The sequence below is a fragment of the Shouchella tritolerans genome (assembly GCF_025770735.1).
Lineage (GTDB): Bacteria > Bacillota > Bacilli > Bacillales > Bacillaceae_D > Shouchella > Shouchella tritolerans.
The window spans coordinates 1,176,986-1,195,325 of the sequence record NZ_JAODPB010000001.1 but is presented as its reverse complement, the minus strand read 5'-3'; the positions used below and the strand labels follow the sequence as shown (position 1 = coordinate 1,195,325).

Here is an 18,340-nt window from a genome sequence, read left to right as displayed (position 1 = left end):
AACTTCTCCTTTACGCTTTTGAATCGAACACCGCTTTCGTTTTCCCTGTTGCCACAGCATCTTTTGTGTAAGTTGTAGCATCGCCCTTCGGCTGCATGAACTGCAACGTTCCTTGGACGAAAGCGATCGAATCCATCAATAGTTTTTGGTTTTGTTCATTTTCGGCTTTTAACTGTTGGACAACTTCTGTTAATTGCGTTTGCAGGACTTGCCATTCTTGATCTTGTATGGCGATTTCAGATAACGTTTTTCCGTTTAACGCTTCAGCGAGCGCTTTTTCCAACAAACGGCTTTTAGAGATAAGCGAACTCTCTGTTCCCGTTAGCTGCGCCAGCTGCTCCATTTGATTTTGAATCAGCGCTTGCCGCTTTTTTTGTGCGCTTGCAAGCAGTTCTTTTTGGACATGTACCAAGCTTTTAAGCGTTTTCTTTGCCGATTGTTCCATTATTTTCCGCCTTTTGTCCATGACCGTAAAATGGCTTCTGCTGTTTTTTCAGGATCAAGTTCATAGGTGCCATTTTCGATTTGTGTTTTTAGCTCTTGAATTCGTTGTTCTTTAGCAGCTGTAATTTCCTCATTTAGCTTTCGAGCATCAGACGAGATTTCAACTTGGTCTTTTTTAGCTAGTTGATGCTCTTCCGCTGTCGTCTTTGCCATTGTTGCTTTATAAACTGCGTGAGGAATCATCGATTGAGAAGAATTGATTTTCATGTTACCGCCACCTTTGCTACTCATTTTTTTTATGAAGCGTTTCTTGCAAGCGATAAGAGGATCTTTGCTCCCCATCGATGCGTTTCGCTGGCTTTAATTGTTGTTCGCTATTTGCCAAATCCCGCTTCATTTCTTCTCTGCAGGAGTGGCAAATCCACGGTTCCTTCGTTCGCTGTTTGCACCGCTCGCATATATTATATAAATTCGGGAAATGGCGAAGCTGCAAGCGCCCTTTTCGGATGAGCGTCTGCACCATATCATAGCTTACACCAGTCCCATCTACGACTTCTTGCTTTGTCGCAGACCGATTTTCCCGTTTTCGCAAAAACTGGTTCACTTTTTGAAAACAGCGCTCTTCCTCTTCATGGCAAGAGCGGCAAATCGAATGAATGTTCTTCACAAAAACTGCGCCGCATTTTTGACAATTTGCTAATTCAGCCATTTTCTTCCCCTACCTGAATCAATTTCATTTGTACGCTACTGCTACGATGATCTTAAAACCAGTTTAAGTCTATTTTAGCAAAGCTTGCACCTACTTTGCCTACCTATTTCGCCCGTGCAACCGTTAAAGAAGAAACGGACTTGGCTCCGTGTACGAGCAAAATTGCTGCCGCTTGCCGTACAGTCGTGCCTGTAGTATATATATCGTCTACAACTAAAAAATCTTTACCAGCAATATCGCTAGTTTTACGGCTTATTACGCAAAAAGGATTCTTTTTATAAGATTTGATTCGATTTTCACGGGTCTTTTTACTCTGTTTTGCTGGTGCTTGGTCGATCCGCGCCAATACAGGCGATGCGGGGAGCCCACTTGCTGTCAACAGCAGTTCCGACTGATTAAAGCCCCTCTCTTGCAAACGGTCTGCACTGAGCGGCACATACGTTAATGAATGGGAACGAAACTCGCGGCGTATCGCTTGTTTTAACCGACTGGCGAACATTTGCGCCAAAGCAGCGTCCCCGCGATACTTATAAGCCGACAGTAGCTCTTTTAGAAAGGGATTATAATAGTAAAGGGAGCAATTACGAACAAGCGGGTCATCTTTATGCATCACTTTCCATAACTTGCAATCCAAGCAACAATTTTGTTCGCTGCCTCCACACCATTTGCCGCATTTTCTACAGCCGGATTTGACTGGTTCGAGCTTCCTTGCACAATTTCCGCATAGGTGTTCTCGTTCGGCAACAACCAACCTCGCCAGCGACAACCTTTCCCAATAGGTGTTCCCGCATAGTAGACAATGGTTCACGTAAACGCCTCCTTATTCATTTGCTTAATGTGCTGAATCGCTTGTTGCATCGCTTTCGTTCGCCCATAATGCCAAAAAACAATATCGCCTGAAGGAAAATGAGCCTTTCGTCCTACGCGCCCACTAATTTGCGTTAAACAGGCAGCTGTAAAAATTCGGTCTTCTGACCCAAGTACGGCAACTTGAACATTTTCAACCGTAACGCCACGTTCTAAAATCGTTGTGGTTAAAAGCAAGTTGTGTTTTTTCTGGCGAAAGGCGGCAATATCGGCATGCCTGTTAGTCGCTTCTGCATAAACAGCAGCATGGCCTATTTTTCTTTCTGCTAGCAATTCGGAAAAAGTTTGCAGTGTTTCGATAGAGGGGAGAAAAATCATTTTTGGGCACTGGTCATACTTCGTAAGCCACTTCGTAACAATCGAGGGAATTCGCTTTCGCTTAAGAGCAGAACGCCAGTTGCCGATCCACTCAGTCCGCGGAACAGGCAAGGGGTGGTTATGAAACCGCTTAGGAATTTTGGCGATCAGCAAGTCTTTCTTACGTAACAAAGAGGAAGAGGGTGTCGCACTTAACAAAATCGTAGTCGCATTTGGCTTTTTTGCTTGCTGAACGGCGTATTGGAGGCTGGAATCGTAGGAATAGGGAAAGGCATCCACTTCATCGACAACTAACACATCAAATGTTTGATAGTAACGCATGAGTTGGTGTGTTGTCGCTAAGACGAGCTGCGCTTGAATCGTTTGCTTGCGCCTGCCACCATAGAGCACGCTCGTTTCAATGCTTGGGAACGCTTCTTTTAAACGCGGTTCTAGTTCTTTAATGACATCTGTGCGGGGAGCAGCAAGGGCCACTCTTTTTCCCGAACGAAAGCATTCATCTAATGCAGGATACAACAGTTCCGTTTTTCCAGCTCCGCAAACGGCCCATACTAGTGCGGTGCAAGTTTCGGTTTCCACAGCATGTTTGAGAACCGCGGCTGCCTGTTGCTGAAGCGCCGACAATTGGCCGCTCCACACACAAGCATTTTCCTTTGCCGGATAAAGAAACTCGTCTTTGACCCAAGTAAACAAAGAATGACAACTAGCCACTTTCCCGATTTTTAAACAGTGACGGCAATACGTACAGTCACGTTGGCAAATGTGGCAAAAATGAGAGGAGAACAAATGGGGAGCAGTGGAGCCACAGCGGCGACAGTGCCAGCCAGATGGCGATTGAAAGAGTGCTGGTTCAGAGGAAATGTAGTGGTTTTTTAGGCAATACTCGATCCATTCACGATCAAAAGGAAGTTCTGACAAGAGCAGCCTTCTGCCGTGGAGGCACTGCCGAACGGCTTCGAGTTGCTTCCTTTTCAAACAATCCACTCCTTTATGAAGGAAGGGTGCCAGCTATTAATACCAGCTGACACCTAAGCTTCCACTTCCTAAATGGGTACCAATCACAGGTCCAAAATAACTGATTTGAATCGCAGTAGTAGGATGCTGCTCGGCAATTTTTTCTTTTAATTGCATAGCCCCTGCGCGATTATTTGCATGAATAACCGTTACTTCGTTCACGTTGCCAGCAGCCAAATCATCAAACAACATGTCAAGAATATGGTTAAGCGCTTTTTTTTCCGTTCTTACTTTTGCATACGGGACAATGAGCCCCTCTTCAAAATGAAGGATCGGTTTGATTTGCAGCATGCTGCCGATAAGCGCTTGAGCGCCGTTTAAGCGTCCACCTCTGCGCAAATGGTGCAAGTCATGAACAACAAAATACGCACGGATTTGCGCTTTTATTTTTTCAAGCTCGGCAACGATGTTTTCGGGAGGCGTACCTTCTAAAGCCAGTTTAGCAGCCGTTCGGGCAAGAAATCCTTGCGGGGCACAACTAATTTCTGAGTCAACGCCGTGGAGTGTAATGCCCTCGACCATTTCCCCAGCTGAGAGTGCAGTTTGTAACGTGCCGCTAATTTTGGCAGATAAGTGGACGGAAACGACATCCGTATATCCTTCATTTTTAAGCTTTTGCAGTAGCTCCGTAAACAAGCCAATCGCAGGCTGCGACGTTGTCGGCAGTGCTTCCTCGGTAGAAAGTTTTTCGTAAAACACGTCCGTCGACAGATCGACTTCTTCCCGGTAGTTCTTGCCGCTAAAAATGACCGAAAGAGGAATCGTGTAAATGCCCAGTTCTTCCAAAGTTTGTTTATCCAAATAAGCTGTTGAGTCTGTTAAAACAGCCGTTTTTCCCATTTTCATTCCTCACTTTTCCTGCAAGTCCATTTTTGCAATCTCCCCGCTTTACAAACTTGCTGTTCATTTGGTGGAAGCAGGGAGAAGGCAAACGAGCCATCGTTCATCCTGAGGCAACGATTCATCATTCGCTGCAGCGAAACGACCATTTCCCGAGAAATAGTGTCCCTATTTAGCGAACGATGACATATCCTTTTTTTATGGACTCTACCACTGCTTGAGTTCGGTCGTTCACGTTCATTTTTTGCAAAATGTTGCTAACATGGTTCTTGACTGTCTTCTCGCTTATGTAAAGCGACTCGCCGATTGCTCGATTGTTTTGTCCATCCGTCATAAGCTGAAGCACTTCACACTCTCTCCTAGTTAAAATATGAAGCGGCTTCCTATACTCGACTTCACGGAAACCGATCGAGTCTTGGTATTGCTCATCTTGGCGGGCGAGGCGACGGTATTCCTTAATCAAATTTGATGTCACTTTCGGATGAATATATGCACCGCCGGATGCAACCACTTTTACAGCTTCAACCAATGATTCCGCATCCATTTCTTTTAATAAGTAACCTGAGGCTCCTGTTCGCAACACATGGGAAACATAAGACTCATCATCATGAATCGAAAGAATGATCACTTTTACTTTTGGAAATGCCTTGATCAAGTCTTTTGTTGCTTCGACGCCGTTCGTTTTTGGCATATTAATATCCATTAAAATGACATCTGGCTGATGTTGGCGGACCAAATCGATTACTTCCGATCCGTCTTCCCCATCTGCAACAACATTAAAATTTTCCTCCATCGATAAGATCCGCTTTACCCCTTCTTTAAACAATGGATGGTCGTCTATAATGACAATGCGAATTTCTTGTGTTTCTTGAGTAATCATTGTTTTCACCTCTCTACCAAACATGCTATTATTTGCGATTTTTTTAAGCTGTGACCGGCACAGCCATATGTTCACTCTAACCATCTTGCTTTTTTATGCGCAGAACTCTCGTAAATTTAATTAGGAAGGATTGACGTTTAATTCGTAGAAACAGGGAGTTGAATCAAAATATTTGTGCCTTCTTGCGGTTTGGAATGAATCGTCATTTTGCCATTTAGCATGTTAACCCTTTCTTTCATGCCTATTAACCCAAACGAAGATTCCTTTCTTTCAGAAAGGTCAAATCCTTTGCCGTCATCTCGAATGACAAGCGTTACATTTTTTGGTTTCAATTCAATCTTCACGACAATTTCAGTCGGTTCTGCGTGCTTGGTCGCATTTTGCACCGCTTCCTGCACAAGGCGAAATAACGCAATTTCAAATTGTTGGGCAAGCCTCTTTTCAACGCCAAAGTGTTTAAAAGTGACTTTTAAGCCATGACGCTCTTCAATATTCTCTAAATACTTTCTCAATGTAGGCACTAGCCCTAAATCATCCAATGCCATCGGACGCAAATCATAAATGATTCTTCTTACCTCTGCCAATGAAGAACGAACCATACGGCGGAGCCCGCGAATTTCTTTGAGCGCTTCCTCAATGCCCCGTTCCTGGTAGATCCGTTCAATCAATTCTGAATGAAGCATAACGTTTGCCATCATCTGAGCTGGCCCGTCATGGATTTCCCGGGAAAGACGGCGACGCTCTTCTTCCTGTGCCTCGATTATTTTTAAGCCGAACGCTTGCTTTTCATTGGCGTCTTTAATGTATTCGCCGACTTGCTTAAGATCGCTAGATAAAAAGTCAAACACCACGGACATCTGTACAGAAAGCTGTTCAGCCCGATTGATCGTATCCTGAAGATTTTTTAAGCGGCGATCAATATCATCCCGCCTAATCCGCAATTGGATCTCTTCTTGTTGAAGCACAGCCAGCTGCACTTGGAAATCGCTGGCTTGTTCGTACGCTGTACGGACTTCCTCACTTGTGTACCGATTAAATTCCTTGCTTACTTTGGCTAACCGGTTTCGTGCGTGTTTTGTTTTTAACACGGTTTCGTCGACATCATTAATAACGTGTGTTAATTTAACTTTGACTTGATCTAATTCCTTTTTCAAGTATTCATACTCATTGCGGGAGCGTTCACCGATTTCAAAGATTTTTTCGCGACTCGTCCCAACTGAGTCAAGCGTTTGCGTAATTATATGATCAAGCATCGTTACGTCTGTCATGAATACTCCTCGCTTTTTCAATCACTTACGGAACTAGTCAAAAAACTGTCGCATGTGTAATGCCTTTATTTTTAATTCGCTTTCCGCTATCCTTATCTTACACGATTTTCGTCCTACCGTAAGACCATTCATAGCGAAACCTCTCCTCCTTTTTTAATAGGACCTGAGAATACCGATTATAGTAACAGACATGTGTTACACCGTCGTTTCGCGAATATGTAAAACTGTGAAAATAAACATCTTGTTAATGGAGGACCGTTATGCTGCCGCACTATTATACAGTCAAGCAAGCTGGAGAACATGAAATCATTATCCAAAAATCTCGCTTTATTGCCCATTTAAGCCGGGCTGAAACCGAAGATAAAGCGATCGCTTTCATTGAAAGCATCAAAAAACAGCATTGGCAGGCAACTCACAACTGCTCTGCTTACTTGATCGGCGAACAGAATTTAATCCAAAAAGCAAATGATGACGGAGAACCAAGCGGTACTGCGGGCGTACCTATGCTTGAAGTACTAAAGAAGCGGAACCTTAAAGATACAGTGGTCGTTGTGACTAGGTATTTTGGCGGCATTAAGCTTGGCGCTGGCGGTCTCATCCGCGCCTATGGCGGCGCCGTTAGTGAAGGCTTAAATGCAGTTGGCATCGTCGAACGGACACTCATGCGTATCGTCCATACAGCCGTTGACTACACTTGGCTTGGGAAAATTGAGAACGAAATTCGCCAATCGCCCTATTTGTTGCAAGGAATCGACTACCTTGATAACGTCGTCATCCGTACATACGTCAAGGAAGCAGAAACCGAGACATTCCAGCAATGGATGACGGAACGGACAAACGGACAGGCAAAACTTTCCGAAGGCGAACTCGTTTATTTAGAAAAGGACGTTGTTGGCTAAAGCGTGCTTGCCACCACACGCAACGCTTGGCGTATCCCCTTTTCTACAGTGGCCCGTGGCAACGATACGGCCTCTTCACCTACCATATCATCGGTATAAGGAACATGGATAAAACCTGCTGGTACAGCCGCTGTCTGCAAATGGTCTAAAACACGGTACATCAAATCATTGCATACATACGTCCCGGCAGTATTGGAAATGGTTGCTGGGCATCCACCTCGATTTAATTCATTGACAATCTTACGAATAGGAAGCGTCGAAAAGTAAGCGGCAGGACCATCTTGCTTGATCGGTTGATCAGTCATCACAACTCCTTCATTATCTGGCGGCCCGTCCATCACATTAATAGCAATCCGCTCTGGCGTCACCTGTTTTCGCCCTGCTCCCAGCCCAAGCATGACAATCGCATTAGGGCGGATCGCCGTTGCTTGTTCGATCAACATTTCCGCTGCACGAGCAAACGAGACAGGTAGCACAATCCCTTTCATTAAGGTGCCGTCCATCTCGGTTCCGTCCAACTTTTGTACAAGTGCTTCCGTTGGATTTTTTTGATGTGTTAAAAACGCTTCAAATCCAGAAACAAGGATTGTGTTCATTGCTATCCTCCATCACACATAAACATTCATTCTGACTGTAGGCAAATACTCTTGCAAGCGTTTTCTACTAGTCTAACATTAGTTGTATTATTATATCATAACCGCGAACAGAGCAGTTACTTGAGAGCAGTTGGGAAATGTCTAAAGGAATAGGAGCTATAGCTCGTTTTAAAACCCCATCACCCCCTTTTCTACGTTTAAAAAGTTGGGAAAATCCTCTTTTCTACATTTTAAAAGCGGAAAAAAAACTGTCGGTTGTCTCGAATGGTTCGAGACAGCCGACAGGTTCTGTCCTTGCAATGGCCTATTATTAATCAACAGCAGGCTCTTCAGCATTCAATTGGATGGTGTGGAAGCCTAGGTCATGCCTATTTAAGATGTTGACAGCCATATTTCCACTGCACATCTGCCACGATTGATCAACGTCCTAGATCGCCTGTTGACATGGTCAATGCCTGTTTCCCCTCGCATAATTGCCAGTTGACTGACTTTCTTAAAGTCACTTTCCATTTACATTTAAAAAGCCTGCTACCTATCCGATTTAGACCGGGTCCGGTAACAGGCTATTACATGCAAAGGCGCTTTCTTATACGTTTTTTTCTCTAGTTTGCCGTTTCTGGTTCTTCGGCTGTTAAACCAATTTGTGAGCGGTCATTGTAAAATTCAGATCCAGGAAGCTCAGAATAGTTAACGACACGCTTGTTCACCGCATGCATTTCTGAACGGTAGAGCGTTGGAAACGCAGGGACTTCTTCAAGCATTAGTTCTTGCCATTCATTATAGACTTCTTGGCGGTATTCCATGTCAAGCGCTGCTTCTGATGTCCCTTCTTTTAACAAGCGGTCGCTCTCTTCATTGGTCCAGCGAGTATAGTTAAACGCCGCTGTGCTACCCCAAAGGCCATATGGGTCGGCATCTGAGCCTACGCCCCAAGCACCTTGATAAACATCAATGTCTTGATCGGATGCTTTTAAGCGGTCATAGAACGTATTAAATTCTTGTAACCGTCCGTCTAAAAGCTGGACGTCAATACCGATGTTTTTCCATTGGGTAATATAGTACTGAGCAAGTGGTTCAGCTGTGTCGCCACCGCTCATAGACGCAAAGTTTAATTGCAGTTTTTCCCCGTTTGGATCTTCACGAAGTCCATCTCCATCAATATCTTCATAACCAGCCTCATCTAAAATTTGGTTTGCAAGCTCTACATCGTATGCAAAACCTTCTAGCTCGTCGTTATGGAAAGTTGGGTGTGATGGCGGTATCAAGGTTGTACCGGCCCATCTAAATCCATTGTAAAAACGTTCGCCAACAGCATCGTTGTCAACGGCGTGGGCCATTGCTTTACGCAAGTTGACGTCAGACACTTGTTTGTCAGGATCCATAACATTTTTATTTTCTTCTTCATCCCATGTACCCATTTGGAAGCCAATATACGTATAAGCCAAGTCAATTTTTCCGATAAACTCAACGTTTGTTAATGATTCATAGTTGTCGGCGTATTGGTCTGTTTGGTACTTCGCAATGTCAACCTCGCCATTTTCCAATGCTTGGTTCAACACGTTTGGGTTAACAGTCTTGAATACCACTTCATCGACATTTGGTTCACCACGCCAATAGTTTTCGTTTTTCTTCATCACAACGTTTTCCCCAGGAGTAATGCTATCAATCACATATGGGCCAAAGAAAACGGGGTTTTCACGGACTGCTGGAGAAGATTCCATATCCGCCACTTCAATGTCCTCAAAGATATGTTTAGGCATGGCGTATGTCCAGATCCCGCTTGCTAATAAGGACGGGCTTGCTTCCTTGAATGTAATTTTTAACGTTTTATCGTCAATGATTTCAAGTCCAGAAATCGAATCGGCTTCCCCTGCGCGGTATTCATCAAACCCTTCCACATTTGAAGCTTCTGTGAATCGTACCCCTGGATAATCTGGGTGGCCGAGCACTTCAAACGTATATGCCCAGTCTTCCGCTTTTACTGGTTCGCCATCTGACCAATTGACTTCATCACGAATCGTAAATGTAAATGTTCTGCCGTCATCATCGACTTCAAATGTTGCAGCACCTGTTTGCGTGTATTGGTAATCTTCATCTATATCTAAAAGCGATTCTTCAGTCCAATCTAATATATCATCATCAAACACGCCTTGGTAAAAGTTTTTGTTTAATGTTCCTTCAAACGGCGTGTCTGTTACTAAAGCAACGTTCAGCGTGCCCCCGTCAATGATTTCTTCGCCATCTGCCCGTACTTCATGGTCGAAATCTTCAATTGAAAAGATATCGCCTGCTTGTTCAGATCCTCCATTGCCATCGTTACTTGAAGCATTGTTGCCTTCTTCTGAACTCGTTTCATCCCCGCCACATGCAGCTAATAGTAGCAGAGAAGCAATTGCCACTGACTGAACCTTGCCAGAGCGTAAATATTTTTTCACTTTTTTCTTCCTCCCTTTTTTTAGCCTCTTCGTTGTTTGGCATCAGTCGCGCGTTTTAATGCTTGACCGACATTATTTATGCACAGCATCAACACAAAAATAAGTATTGCTGCCGGTACCCAGATCCATGGCCTTAACTCGAGTACTTGCGGATTTCTCGCATACGCGACTAACGTGCCTAAACTTGGCGTACTTTCGGGAAATCCAAATCCTAAAAACGAAAGCCCAGATTCCAAGCCAATATTTGCAGCTAGGTTTAATGTCATAGTGACAATTATCAACGAACTTAAATTAGGAAGCACGTGTCCAAACATAATTTTCCAGTGTGGTGTACCTAGCGTTTTAGCTGCTTGAACATAATCAAGAGAAGACTCTTGCAGTGCTTTCGCACGAATTAACCTTGCAATTGAAACCCACAAAAAGGCAGACATGATTAAAGAAAAACTCCACACGTTATATGAAGGCACTAATGCAACAAAGACAATAATAATCATCAAGTTAGGCAGCACCATGAAAAAGTCAACGATGCGCATTAACACATTGTCTGTTTGCCCGCCAAAATAGCCAGCAACTAAGCCACTAAGTATGCCAATGACACCGCTTATCAGTGTGACTAAAATACCGATCGCTAACGAGTTCCGCGTACCGATGATCAATTGACCAAATACATCACGCCCTCCATAATCGGTACCTAGCCAGAATTGAGATGATGGTGGTTCGTAAATAGCAAATAAATCAACTTTTACAATTTCAGATTGGTCTAGCACAAGGGAAATGCCGAACACAGCCAAAGCGACAATCATAACTAGAAAGAATGAAATGAGCGCGATTTTATCGCGAACGATTTCCTTCCATAAAATACGCATTCCAGACGGTGTTTTCTTTTGCTGGGTACTTACTAATGGTGTATTTTCCATTTGCTCAACTCCTCTCATCCATCACTTAATACGGATTCTTGGATCAATTATGCTCATAATGATGTCTGATAACAGGGCACCAAGGATCATGATGACACCGAACAATAGGACTAATGCGGTTACAACACTGTAATCACGTATTAAGATAGACTGGAAGAAGAGTTGGCCTATCCCTGGGTAGTTAAAAATGGCTTCAATAAAAATAGAACCTGTCACTAAGCTAGAAACTTCAAAACCAATTAACGCGGCTACTGGAAGTAATGAATTTCTGAAAACATGTTTATTGTATATTCTCGACTCATAGACCCCTTTAGATCGGGCTAGTTTTATAAAGTCTTTTTGTTTCGTATCAATAATCTCACTACGGAGGTATTGAACAGTGGAAACAGTGCCAATTAAAGCAATAGACAATGCTGGCAACAATAAATGTTGGAACTTGCTAACAACATATTCCCACGTACCTGGCTCTAATCCAGGTGCCACGCTTCCGCCAGTCGGAAACCATTGTAGCTTGAAGCCGAAGAAGAATACCATTACTAGACCAAAAATAAATGTTGGTGCTGCAAAACCTACATACGTGTAACCAGTAATGGTTTTATCAAGTAATGTGTCATTATATCGACCGCTTAAAATACCTAACGGAACCGCAATCGCATAGATGAATACGAGAGAAAAAAATGCCAGCCAAATCGTATTCCACATTCTTTGATCGATTAATTCAGTAACTGGTATTTTATGAGAGAAAGATTTTCCTAGATCCCCTTGTACAGCATTTACAATCCAATCTTTATATTGGATGTACCAAGGATTATCAAGGCCAAGTTTTTCCCTTTGGGCCTGCATCGCCTCTGGTGTAATATCCGGATCGTTAATTAACCCCGTTAACGCATCACCTGGCATAAATTGAGCCATTATAAAGACGAGTATACTTAGCACAAAAATTTGCGGGATGGAGACAAGTATTCTTCGAACAATAAATTTCCACATAATTATTCACCCTTCCCAGGAAGCGCGACTAAATGGGTTTTCGAAATTGCTTGCAAATCAAAGACTTTGCCTTCCTTTGTAAAAAAGTGTGTTGTCCCTTTTTCGTATTGTTCTTTTACTTTTTGTCGCATTTCCGCCGTTTTACTCCGATTTTCGGGATTGATATCCGGTATTGCCGATATTAAACGTTTCGTATAAATATGTTGAGGGTTTTCAAAAATATCCTCCCTCGTGCCCTCCTCTACAAAACGCCCTCGATACATAATTCCGATTCTGTCACAAAAATGGCGGACAATTCCTAAGTCATGGCTAATAAACAAATATGTTAAATTTAATTCTTTTTGGATATCAGCCATAAAATTCAACACTTGTGCTTGAACTGAAACATCCAGCGCCGACACAGGCTCGTCTGCTATAACCAATTTAGGCTTTAAGGCAATCGCTCTAGCTATCCCGATTCGCTGCCGTTGGCCGCCAGAAAACTCGTGAGGATATTTAACGATACTTTCACGACTTAAGCCCACTTTTTCCAGCAATTCTTCGACGTTTTTTTGTTCCTCCGCTTTCGTCATTTTTTGAAAATTCCGCAACGGTTCTGCGATAATGTCTAATACTCGCTTTTTAGGGTTCAGAGAAGAATATGGATCTTGAAAGATCATTTGAATGTCTTTACGGAAATCTAATTTTGCTTTTCTTCCTAATGTAATATCTTGACCATTAAAAATGACCTTGCCTGAAGTGATATCATTTAAGCCGATGATAGCTCGCCCCGATGTTGTTTTTCCTGACCCTGATTCCCCGACAAGTCCATACGTTTTTCCCGATTCAAGTTCAAACGAAATTCCATCTACTGCTTTTACGTGACCTACAGTCCGCTTCAGTATCCCTGCTTTCACGGGAAAATGAACTTTTAAATCCTTAACTTCCAATAACGCCATTTCTTGCTGCCTCCCCGCTGCTATTTGGAAACTCGAAATGTTTATAGCATGAGCACCGAACGAAATGTCCAGGCTTCACTTCTTGAAGAACTGGGTCTTCATCATGCGCGCTCTCAGCAAGCCAAGGAATCCGATCCTTAAATCTGCACCCTTGCCGAGGGAGTTTATCGAGCGAAGGGACAATCCCCTGTATGACATGCAGTTTTGTTTTTACTTCGTTTACCGAAGGGTTTGATTGCAATAAAGAACGCGTGTAAGGATGGAGCGGGTTTTTAAATAGTTCAATCACAGGCGCCAGTTCCACAATTTGACCTGCATACATAACAGCCACCCGATCTGCCATCTCTGCGACAACGCCTAAATCGTGTGTAATTAAAATAATGCCACTATTGGTTTCGCTTTTTAACTTCTTTAATAAGTCTAATATTTGCGATTGTATGGTAACATCAAGCGCAGTTGTTGGTTCATCTGCTATCAAAAATTCAGGATCGCATGAGATCGCTATAGCAATAACGACTCTTTGCCTCATTCCCCCCGAAAGCTCATGTGGATATTGATTATACGTTACTTCAGGATTAGGAATGCCGACTTGTTGTAAGAGGTCTAGAACTTTTTTTCTTCTACTTGGTTTATTTAACTTTGTATGTAGTTCTAACGATTCGTCAATTTGATTGCCGATCGTCATGAGAGGGTTTAAGGCAGTTAAAGGGTCTTGGAAAATCATCCCCATTTCTTTTCCTCTCAATTTATTTAGCTTTCTTTCAGGCAAGTTTGTTATATTATTGTCCTTGTACTTTATTTCTCCTTCAATTTTTGTATTTAGTTTGTCATGCAGACCAACAATCGAAAACGCCAAAGCGCTTTTCCCTGAACCTGACTCGCCGACAATGGCTAAAATTTCATTTTTGTTGACATCGAGTGAAACATTGTCAACAGCTGCGTAATGCTGATCATTTATCCGAAAAGAAGTCGTTAGATGTTCAATTCTAAGTAGCTTTTTGTCTTCTGCCATATCGCTCACCTCACTGCATTTCATTTCAATTGAGTTAAGACAATAGATAAGAAATTGAATCTTTGTACTGTTTTAATTGGATGCTGACATCAATACCTTCAATTCCGTTTTCTGGTATAAGCTCTGTATTGACAAAATGGACAAGCGCTTCATTATTTTCAAAATACGCTTGCAGGATTAAATCATGATAGCCCGAATAAGATGCAATATAAATGACTTGAGGAAACGTTGTTAACCATTGTCCAATTTCATGTTGTTTTCCCAACTGTGATTGAATGCCGATAAACGCCTTTACGGAATAACCTACCTTTAAAGGATTAATGCGAATCATAAAATCAAATACTCCGTCTTTTCGCATTTTTGTGGCCCGTTTTCGGATTGTCCCCTCGCTGACACCAAGCTTGCGGGCGATTTGGCTGTACGGACACTTGCCATCTTGCTGGAAATATTCTAGAATCAAGAAATCTAATTTATCTAGCTTTCCCATAACATCACTCACTTATTTTCCCAATTGGATTTGCCCAACTGCGGTACGGAATTAGCAGAAAAAAGCGAAATCTGATACTAATTTCGTAAAAATTATAGTACTAGTATAAAAGAGTTATTTTCAGAAATCAATAACAAGTTTCAAAAAAATCCTTTTTCTATGAAACAATCAGGAAAATTATCGAAAACAACGGTAAAACTGTACAAAACTCGTTTATGTCGCAGCTAACAAGCTTTTCTTTTTTGTTCTTTTAGCCATTCATTTTAATTGATACTATTTATACTAGAATATTAAAACAATTGTCTGGTCTTCATCCGCCATTTGAACTATTTTTCCCAACTCCTATTGCCTATTTTCTATTTATTGGTTGTTTTCATCCCGCCAGCCATTCTATACTATGAACACAAGCCCATCACTTTCAAAGGACATTGTAAGAAGATGTAACACGATTTTTCACGGTTCATCCTCTATCTTTTATCTGAAATTGTGATATAATTTGATTTTGAAATAGCGCACTTTGTCGATTTATGCTATGGCTCCCACTTTATTGGGACCTATTTATACTGAAATGAGGGATTGACGTATGGGTGAAGATTCGAGAAAACGTCGCCGAAAAAAAAGACGGACAAAATTTATTTTAAAGACAACTTTAATTGCAGCCATTGTCGCCTTGCTCGCGTTAGGCAGTGGCGTTTGGTATATTTTTAACCATTTAAGCGATACAGCAGCTGGTTCTTACCAAGGCTTGGACCGAGGCAATAAGTCTGAGAGGCGGATCGAGCCAGTTGACGTTGGAAAAGACAATTTTTCGATGCTGCTTTTAGGTAGTGATTACCGTGAAGGGGATGGCGCCGAACGAACAGACTCCGTCATGGTAGCAACTTTTAATAAAAGCGAGAGATCGATTATCCTAACAAGCATTCCACGTGATACTTACGTAGAAATTGTCGGCTATCGAGGCGGCGGCTTTAAAGATAAAATTACCCATGCCCACGCTTTTGGTGGTATTGATATGGCGATTGCTACCGTTGAGGAACTGCTAGATATTCCGATTGACCATTACGCGCTCATCCGTTTTGACGGGCTTGTAGATGTTGTCGACGCATTAGGCGGCATTGACCTTGAAATCACATACGACATTGACTTTGAAGAAAAAAGCCGCGGTGTCGACTTTCAATTTCGTAAAGGTCCTGCCCATTTAAACGGCGAGCAAGCACTCGCTTATGCTCGCGAACGGAAATCCTCAGCTGGCGGCGGCGATAAAGGCCGCGGTATCCGCCAGCAACAAGTTGTTGAAGCCATCATTGATAAAGCTGCTTCTTTTTCTAGCATCACACGCTTTGATGATGTTTTTCAAGCAGTTGGCGACAATTTGCAAATGGACTTGACGTTTCCAAATATTATTTCGCTCCACGGTTATGCTTCGTCCCTTAGCGGCATTGAAACAATGCAATTAGAAACAACTGGCACTCGCCGCCCTGATATTTATGGCAACAGCATCTGGTACGAGGATATTCATGAAGACAGCCTGCTCGAAATCCAGCAAACTCTTAAACAACATCTTGAACTGACGGATACGGGTTCAGCTAACTTTATAGACCCAACGAGTCCCGAAAGTGAAACGTTAACTGATACAAACAGTACATCTGGCACTATAAGCCCAACCGAATAACTGTAAAAAACGTCCGTCTTTTTTCCCGAAGATGGACGTTTTTTTTGCATTGCGTTGTATTATCCGACAAAATTTGAGAAAATACGTTGAACCTATTAATTTATGAAACAGGTGAATCGATACTAGTATAGAAGGCAATTTTTTGGAGGTGTTTCCTATTCAAAAGAAACTTATGCTTGCTGGCAGTTCTGCGTCTATTGTCGCTTTAGTTGCATCGGCGCTTCCACTGCAATCTGCTTACGCAAGCTCAATTACTGTAAAAGAAACCCATTACGATTTGTCGTTTGATGCAGCTGTAGATCGGCAAATGGGCCTCTCTGCCCGACCTCAGACCGATAAAAATGGCAGATGGGAAAATGCAAGCCGCTCTGACGTGGCTTATTATATGAATGCCAATAACTTCAAACAAGGAACCTCTTCCTATCTGCAATTTCTAAATTTGTCTTCCAGTGCTGGGCTAAGCGCCGAAGCAATTAACAACCAACTTCTTTCAGATAAGGGGATCTTACAAGGTCAAGGCCAAGCATTTATTAATGCTAGCAAGCTTTACGGAGTGAATGAAATCTACTTAATTTCACACGCGCTATTAGAAACAGGCAATGGCAAATCCCAACTGGCTACTGGCGTGCAAGTCAATGGCAAAACGGTTTACAACATGTATGGCATTGGCGCTTATGATGGGAACGCGGTCAACGCAGGCGCCCAATATGCATACAACCAAGGTTGGTTTACACCAGAAGACGCCATTATTGGCGGTGCCCGGTTTGTCTCTAGCAACTACTTTGCCCGCGGCCAAAATACGCTTTACAAAATGCGTTGGAACCCAGCTAATCCTGGTACATACCAATATGCAACAGATGTAGGCTGGGCTGTCAAGCAAACCCATCATATGTCCAACCTTTACAGCCTTGTAGACGACTATGAAATGACATTTGACGTTCCTGTATATAAAAACCAGCCGACAGGAGACGCTGGAAACGATAAATTGGAGCAACTCCCAACTGGGACATTTGGGACAACGACTGCTCGCTTAAATGTGCGGACTGGGCCAGGTACAAGTCACTCCATTGTGACGACTTTGGATAAAGATACAAAAATTGAGCTGTTGGCTAAACAAGGCAATTGGTATCAAATTGCCGTTGGCAATACGACTGGTTTTGTTTCAGGAGATTATTTGAAACTTGACAAGCCAAGTGAAGACAACGTCGAAGATTCTGACCAAGAGCCGATTTCTTATGGTGAAACGACGGCAAGACTTAATTTGCGCAGCCAACCAAATACGTCTAGCAACGTGCTCACAACTCTTGCATTAGGACAAAAGCTTGAAATCCTCAAAAAAGAAGGAAACTGGTATCGCGTCCGGGCTGGCCACCAAACTGGGTGGGTGTCGGCTGATTATGTCAAAATTACCAGCAATGAAGAAGACAAAGACTCCCCTTCCCTCGGCTCTGCCACTACGACGGCGCGGCTTAACTTGCGTTCTGGTGCAGGCACCAACCATAGCATCATCACTACCCTTGCCAAAGGGCAAAAAGTCGAGTTGCTCAAAAAGCAAGGTGGTTGGTACCAAGTTAAAGCAGGCAACCGTACAGGTTGGGTTTCTGCTGATTACTTAAATGTCAACGGCTCTGATAACGCTGGTAACGCTCCTTCTATCGGCTCTGCCACTACGACGGCACGGCTTAACTTGCGTTCTGGTGCAGGCACAAACCATAGCATTATCACTACCCTTGCCAAAGGACAGAAAGTTGAATTGCTCAAAAAGCAAGGTGGTTGGTACCAAGTTAAAGCAGGCAACCGTACAGGTTGGGTTTCTGCTGATTACTTAAATGTCAACGGCTCTGGCAATGTGGACAATGCTCCTTCTATCGGCTCTGCTACAACGACAGCACGGCTTAACTTGCGTTCTGGTGCAGGTACCAACCATAGCATCATCACTACCCTTGCCAAAGGACAGAAAGTTGAATTGCTCAAAAAGCAAGGTGGTTGGTACCAAGTTAAAGCAGGCAACCGTACAGGTTGGGTTTCTGCTGATTACTTAAATGTCAACGGCTCTG

18 protein-coding genes are annotated in these 18,340 nt (G+C 42.9%); 3 read left to right on the top strand and 15 right to left on the bottom strand.

Annotated elements, in window-relative coordinates; all coding sequences use genetic code 11:
- Nucleotides 1–10 precede the first annotated feature (10 nt).
- The 8 genes from N6H06_RS05680 to N6H06_RS05645 all read right to left on the bottom strand — a co-directional run bounded on the left by N6H06_RS05680 (nucleotide 11) and on the right by N6H06_RS05645 (nucleotide 6,340).
- Nucleotides 11–445, bottom strand: coding sequence for a flagellar protein FlgN (locus tag N6H06_RS05680; RefSeq protein WP_062746339.1), 435 nt, complete (start codon nucleotides 443–445; stop codon nucleotides 11–13).
- A complete protein-coding gene (gene flgM, locus N6H06_RS05675) occupies nucleotides 445–711 on the bottom strand; it encodes a flagellar biosynthesis anti-sigma factor FlgM (RefSeq protein WP_062746337.1) in 267 nt (88 codons plus the stop codon). The genes N6H06_RS05680 and flgM overlap by 1 nt, the downstream gene beginning before the upstream one ends.
- A gap of 16 nt (nucleotides 712–727) precedes the next feature.
- Nucleotides 728–1,153 (bottom strand): TIGR03826 family flagellar region protein, encoded by a 426-nt coding sequence (locus tag N6H06_RS05670; RefSeq protein WP_062746335.1) that lies wholly within the window; start codon nucleotides 1,151–1,153, stop codon nucleotides 728–730.
- Between the two features lie 103 nt (nucleotides 1,154–1,256).
- Nucleotides 1,257–1,961, bottom strand: a complete 705-nt coding sequence (locus N6H06_RS05665; RefSeq protein ID WP_212954161.1) for a ComF family protein — start codon at nucleotides 1,959–1,961, stop codon at nucleotides 1,257–1,259.
- Nucleotides 1,958–3,313: a DEAD/DEAH box helicase gene (locus N6H06_RS05660; protein WP_212954162.1), complete on the bottom strand. Its 1,356-nt coding sequence runs from the start codon at nucleotides 3,311–3,313 to the stop codon at nucleotides 1,958–1,960. The genes N6H06_RS05665 and N6H06_RS05660 overlap by 4 nt, the downstream gene beginning before the upstream one ends.
- Before the next feature lie 36 nt (nucleotides 3,314–3,349).
- Complete coding sequence (locus tag N6H06_RS05655; protein WP_062746632.1) at nucleotides 3,350–4,192, bottom strand: DegV family protein; 843 nt, start codon at nucleotides 4,190–4,192, stop codon at nucleotides 3,350–3,352.
- Between the two features lie 172 nt (nucleotides 4,193–4,364).
- Entirely contained in the window at nucleotides 4,365–5,072 is a 708-nt protein-coding gene (locus N6H06_RS05650) for a response regulator transcription factor (RefSeq protein WP_011247928.1), read from the bottom strand.
- A 137-nt stretch (nucleotides 5,073–5,209) separates the two neighbouring features.
- On the bottom strand, nucleotides 5,210–6,340 hold the full coding sequence (locus N6H06_RS05645) for a sensor histidine kinase (protein ID WP_062746327.1): 1,131 nt from the start codon (nucleotides 6,338–6,340) through the stop codon (nucleotides 5,210–5,212).
- A gap of 260 nt (nucleotides 6,341–6,600) precedes the next feature.
- Here N6H06_RS05645 and N6H06_RS05640 point away from each other — a divergent pair, with 260 nt between their 5' ends.
- Nucleotides 6,601–7,239, top strand: a complete 639-nt coding sequence (locus N6H06_RS05640) for a YigZ family protein (protein ID WP_062746325.1) — start codon at nucleotides 6,601–6,603, stop codon at nucleotides 7,237–7,239.
- Here the strand turns inward: N6H06_RS05640 and N6H06_RS05635 are convergent.
- The 7 genes from N6H06_RS05635 to N6H06_RS05605 form a co-directional block, all read right to left on the bottom strand.
- On the bottom strand, nucleotides 7,236–7,835 hold the full coding sequence (locus N6H06_RS05635; RefSeq protein WP_062746323.1) for a pyroglutamyl-peptidase I: 600 nt from the start codon (nucleotides 7,833–7,835) through the stop codon (nucleotides 7,236–7,238). The two genes, N6H06_RS05640 and N6H06_RS05635, sit on opposite strands and share 4 nt — an antisense overlap.
- A 602-nt stretch (nucleotides 7,836–8,437) precedes the next feature.
- The gene (opp4A, locus tag N6H06_RS05630; protein WP_263705830.1) at nucleotides 8,438–10,270 is read right to left on the bottom strand and encodes an oligopeptide ABC transporter substrate-binding protein; all 1,833 of its coding nucleotides are present in this window, start codon (nucleotides 10,268–10,270) and stop codon (nucleotides 8,438–8,440) included.
- Nucleotides 10,271–10,290: 20 nt separating this feature from the next.
- Nucleotides 10,291–11,187: an ABC transporter permease gene (locus tag N6H06_RS05625; RefSeq protein ID WP_062746318.1), complete on the bottom strand. Its 897-nt coding sequence runs from the start codon at nucleotides 11,185–11,187 to the stop codon at nucleotides 10,291–10,293.
- A gap of 21 nt (nucleotides 11,188–11,208) precedes the next feature.
- Nucleotides 11,209–12,174 (bottom strand): oligopeptide ABC transporter permease, encoded by a 966-nt coding sequence (gene opp4B, locus N6H06_RS05620; RefSeq protein WP_212954167.1) that lies wholly within the window; start codon nucleotides 12,172–12,174, stop codon nucleotides 11,209–11,211.
- Nucleotides 12,175–12,176: 2 nt separating this feature from the next.
- Nucleotides 12,177–13,112 carry an ABC transporter ATP-binding protein gene (locus N6H06_RS05615; protein WP_212954168.1) on the bottom strand — a complete coding sequence of 312 codons (936 nt, stop codon included), beginning with the start codon at nucleotides 13,110–13,112 and terminating at the stop codon, nucleotides 12,177–12,179.
- Nucleotides 13,093–14,124, bottom strand: coding sequence for an ABC transporter ATP-binding protein (locus tag N6H06_RS05610; protein ID WP_212954169.1), 1,032 nt, complete (start codon nucleotides 14,122–14,124; stop codon nucleotides 13,093–13,095). Before N6H06_RS05610 ends, N6H06_RS05615 begins: the two co-directional genes overlap by 20 nt.
- Nucleotides 14,125–14,158: 34 nt before the next feature.
- Entirely contained in the window at nucleotides 14,159–14,611 is a 453-nt protein-coding gene (locus tag N6H06_RS05605) for an Lrp/AsnC family transcriptional regulator (RefSeq protein WP_062746313.1), read from the bottom strand.
- Nucleotides 14,612–15,194: 583 nt separating this feature from the next.
- On the opposite strand from N6H06_RS05605, the gene N6H06_RS05600 reads away from it, so the two are divergent.
- Both N6H06_RS05600 and N6H06_RS23065 read left to right on the top strand, forming a co-directional pair.
- Entirely contained in the window at nucleotides 15,195–16,283 is a 1,089-nt protein-coding gene (locus N6H06_RS05600; RefSeq protein WP_062746311.1) for an LCP family glycopolymer transferase, read from the top strand.
- A gap of 148 nt (nucleotides 16,284–16,431) precedes the next feature.
- On the top strand, nucleotides 16,432–18,340 hold a 1,909-nt coding region (locus N6H06_RS23065), incomplete at its 3' end, for an SH3 domain-containing protein (protein ID WP_318527501.1).